This is a genomic window from Dolichospermum sp. UHCC 0259 (genome assembly GCF_009711935.1).
In the GTDB taxonomy this organism is placed as follows: domain Bacteria; phylum Cyanobacteriota; class Cyanobacteriia; order Cyanobacteriales; family Nostocaceae; genus Dolichospermum.
Genome location: NZ_VIKX01000084.1, coordinates 1 through 3,560, shown reverse-complemented (window position 1 = coordinate 3,560; position 3,560 = coordinate 1). Strand labels below are relative to the sequence as shown.

Below are 3,560 nucleotides of genomic sequence, written 5' to 3'. Positions count from 1 at the left end.
AATAGCCCCCCTATTCTCTCTCAAATTCACAATTTTTTGCTTGACAGACCACTAGTGGATCATTGATCAAATTTTCATCTTTCTTTGTCTGAGAATTAGACATCAGAACATGAAGAAATTGTAATACCTGACTAAGTTGTTCATCAGGAATTTGATTGATTTCTTCTAATACTATTTGTCGAAGATTTGCAATGGTATTCATAGGAGTAAACTGAAATTGTTGGTATTAACTTCAATTATAATATAACCCACATTCAGATAATCTGTATTTAGCTATTGCTTGCCAGAAATTAATTTTTTAGCGGTAAATTTTAACGAGCTTAGTTTTATCTTCATGAAATTAGGTTAAAATCCGAATATTGGCAATTTTAGGTATAAAAACTAGATTATGGCAAATCCAGAGCATTTAGCAATACTGAAGCAAGGGAAAGAGATTTGGAATAAGTGGAGAAATGAAAATTTAGATGTAATACCTGACCTTAGTGACGCTTTCCTGTATCGGGCTGACCTGAGTGAAGCTAACCTGTATCGATCTAATCTGTATCGGGCTGAACTGAGTGAGACTGACCTGAGTAGTGCAAACCTGAGTGAGGCTAACCTGGGTAGGGCTGATCTTAGAGGAACTGATCTTAGAGGGGCTGATCTTAGAGGGGCTGATCTTAGTAGGGCTGATCTTAGTAGGGCTGACCTGAGTGAGGCTGACCTGAGTAGTGCAAACCTGATTGAGGCTAATCTGAGGGAGGCTAATCTGTATCGGGCTGACCTGAGTGGGGCTAATCTAAGTGAGGCTGACGTGAATTGTGCTGTTCTGAGTAGGGCTAATCTGAGTGAGGCTGACCTGAGTAGTACAAACCTGAATTATACTGATCTGAGTAATAGTAACTTGTATCGGTCTTATCTGGGTAGTGCGAACTTGAATTGGGCTGATCTGAGTAGTGCGAACTTGAATTGGGCTGATCTGAGTAGTGCGAATCTGAATTGGGCTGATCTGAGTAAGGCGGATCTTAGTGGGGCTAATTTAGCCATATCACAAGTAATTGGTACAAATTTTCACAATGCAACTTTAACAGGTGTTTATATCAAAGATTGGCAGATTAACAGTGAAACAAAACTGGATAGAGTAATTTGTGAATATGTATATCTTGATGTGAACAAAACAGAAAGACGACCTATAAACGGTAATTTTAAACTCGGAGAATTTGCTAGTGTATGCCAAAAGATTCTAGAAAATACGGATTTAATTTTACGCGAAACTCCCGAAAATGATAATACTGTTAATAAGCCAGAAAAAAATATTGATTTAGATAATACTTCTAATAACCAAGGAGTTCAATTTCGTTCAGATCGAAAAATTCACACATGGGAAAGACTACGCTTTCGCTCAAAAACAGAAATCAAAATTGCTGAAGCATTAGACAGAACTGGAGTTTTATTTGTACCCAACTCATTAGCACGACTCAACACACCCAAAGGTAGAGAAAATAAAGAAGCTGATTTTCTCATTTGTTATAACGGTAAATGGGGAGTTTTAGAAGTTGATGGACCCTTTCACACCGCAGAACGCAGAGTTGAAGAACAAGAAAGAGAACGCATTTTCAAGAAAAACGGTATCAAAGTTGTAGAAAGATTTGATTATGAAAGATGTTATAACAATCCTGATGAAGTAGTCCAGGAATTTTTCAAAATGATAGAAATTGGATATTCTTAAAATCAAGCATAAAGAAGATCCCCGACTTCTTTTTTAGAGGTTGTTTGAAAACTTTTTCGTGTGGGATCTGACACCCGCAGATCCCCCTAAATCCCCCTTGAAAAGGGGGACTTTGAGGAATTTAGCCCCCCTTTGTAAGGGGGGTTGGGGGGATCTCGATTAATTCTGATACTTTTCAAACATCCTCTTAATCTGGTCAATAAAATGTTTTCATCAGTATACAGTCTGACCATTAATCATCCTCATTTTGAGTAACAATAACCAGATCAATTTCTGAAGTATGCTGTTGATAATATTCCCAAGCTGCTATCAAATCTTCAGGTGTGAGATTGGGATAATTTTCTAATAATTCTCTATCATTTGCTCCCTGCTGACGTAACGAAACCAAAACCCATACGGGAATGCGGGTATTACGAATACAAGCATGGCCACCACAAACTCTGGGTGTTTTCTGCACTACTTTGAGTTGAAGACGACTTTCTAAAAGTTTTCTTTCTTCTGGGGAAAGTGCTTCAATTACTTGAACAAGGGAATCAACCAATCGCTGATTCATAGTTTAAATGTTAGTGTGTTGAAATTAATATGATATTTTGCATAATTACTATTGTATCATGTTTGATAGTTCCTCTTAACTCAACATTTACAAAAATATTTAATAGCAATATTCATGAAAACCGATTCTATTTTTTATCGCATTTTTCAAACCTTACCGCAATCTTTTTTTGAATTGATTAATTTACCAGCTAGTGAAGCAGATATTTATGATTTTGCCTCTGTAGAACTAAAACAAACAGCTTTTAGAATTGATGGTGTATTTCTACCTAAAAATAATCAGCCAAAAACACCAATTTATTTTGTAGAGGTACAATTTCAAAGAGATGATGACTTTTATTCTCGCTTTTTTTCAGAAATTTTTCTTTATTTACATCTCTATGCTTCTAGCAAACCCTGGCAAGCTGTGGTTTTATTTGCTAAACGTAGTATAGAACCGACGGAAATAGAACCATATCGGTATTTGCTAGAAAGTCCTTTGGTAACTCGGTTATATTTGGATGAACTGGTGGATATTCAAGCATCCTTGGGATTAGGTATTATTAAGTTAGTGGTGGAGAAGGAGAAAGAAGTTCCAACTTTAGCGAGAAACCTATTATCACAAGCAAGATCAGATTTACCGGATGAAAGATTGCAAAAAAATTTGCTAGATTTAATCCAGACTATTATTTCCTACAAACTACCCCGTCTCAGTCCCCAGGAGTTAGCAAGAATGTTTACTATGAGTGATTTAAAAAATACTAGATATTATCAAGAAGTCTGGTATGAGTCTGAGTTAAATCTTGTAATGCGTCAGTTGGAACGACGTATGGGTGGGATTAGTCAAGATTTACAGGTAAAAATTAATAAGTTATCTGTGGAAGATTTGGAGAATTTAGGTTTAGCTTTGTTAGATTTTACCAGTAAAGCTGATTTGGTTACTTGGTTGAATAATCAAGCGAGTTCAGGTGATTAAAATCAATGGTGGGTTACGCTTTCGCTAACCCACCCTACTGCTATTGTTTCCTATAAATTACCTCGTTTTAGTCTTCAGGATTTAAGAAGGATGTTTAGTATTAGTGATTTAAAAAATACAAGATATTATCAAGAAGTCCGTTATGAGGAGGCTTTAAATTACACTATGCGTATAATTGAACGGCGTATAGGTGGAGTTAGTCAAGATTTACAAGTAAAAATCAATAAGTTGTCTGTGGAAGATTTGGAGAATTTAGGTTTAGCGTAGTGTGTTAATTTTGACAGGAAAACCAGGGATTTCCTTCATGCAGAAAGTATGATAGAAAAAAGGATACCTGAAAGCTCA

General features: G+C 36.1%; 5 protein-coding genes. 3 read left to right on the top strand and 2 right to left on the bottom strand.

Features of this window, described 5'->3' with window-relative positions:
- Positions 1–10: 10 nt before the first annotated feature.
- Positions 11–202, bottom strand: coding sequence for a hypothetical protein (locus FJR05_RS06835; protein ID WP_168643421.1), 192 nt, complete (start codon positions 200–202; stop codon positions 11–13).
- A 186-nt stretch (positions 203–388) separates the two neighbouring features.
- Here FJR05_RS06835 and FJR05_RS06830 point away from each other — a divergent pair, with 186 nt between their 5' ends.
- Positions 389–1,708 (top strand): pentapeptide repeat-containing protein, encoded by a 1,320-nt coding sequence (locus FJR05_RS06830; protein WP_217385539.1) that lies wholly within the window; start codon positions 389–391, stop codon positions 1,706–1,708.
- Positions 1,709–1,940: 232 nt separating this feature from the next.
- Here FJR05_RS06830 and FJR05_RS06820 read toward each other — a convergent pair whose 3' ends face one another.
- Positions 1,941–2,261 (bottom strand): DUF433 domain-containing protein, encoded by a 321-nt coding sequence (locus FJR05_RS06820; protein ID WP_168643420.1) that lies wholly within the window; start codon positions 2,259–2,261, stop codon positions 1,941–1,943.
- 114 nt (positions 2,262–2,375) lie between these two features.
- Between FJR05_RS06820 and FJR05_RS06815 the strand changes: the two genes are divergently transcribed.
- Together FJR05_RS06815 and FJR05_RS06810 are read left to right on the top strand one after the other, a co-directional pair.
- Positions 2,376–3,215, top strand: a complete 840-nt coding sequence (locus FJR05_RS06815; RefSeq protein ID WP_168643419.1) for an Rpn family recombination-promoting nuclease/putative transposase — start codon at positions 2,376–2,378, stop codon at positions 3,213–3,215.
- Positions 3,216–3,305: 90 nt separating this feature from the next.
- Positions 3,306–3,482: a DUF4351 domain-containing protein gene (locus FJR05_RS06810; protein WP_254446782.1), complete on the top strand. Its 177-nt coding sequence runs from the start codon at positions 3,306–3,308 to the stop codon at positions 3,480–3,482.
- Positions 3,483–3,560: the final 78 nt, after the last annotated feature.

Coding starts and splice junctions, on each gene's coding strand:
- FJR05_RS06835 (WP_168643421.1), bottom strand. CDS start 202: ATGAATACCATTGCAAATCTTCGACAAATAGTATTAGAAGAAATCAAT.
- FJR05_RS06830 (WP_217385539.1), top strand. CDS start 389: ATGGCAAATCCAGAGCATTTAGCAATACTGAAGCAAGGGAAAGAGATT.
- FJR05_RS06820 (WP_168643420.1), bottom strand. CDS start 2,261: ATGAATCAGCGATTGGTTGATTCCCTTGTTCAAGTAATTGAAGCACTT.
- FJR05_RS06815 (WP_168643419.1), top strand. CDS start 2,376: ATGAAAACCGATTCTATTTTTTATCGCATTTTTCAAACCTTACCGCAA.
- FJR05_RS06810 (WP_254446782.1), top strand. CDS start 3,306: ATGTTTAGTATTAGTGATTTAAAAAATACAAGATATTATCAAGAAGTC.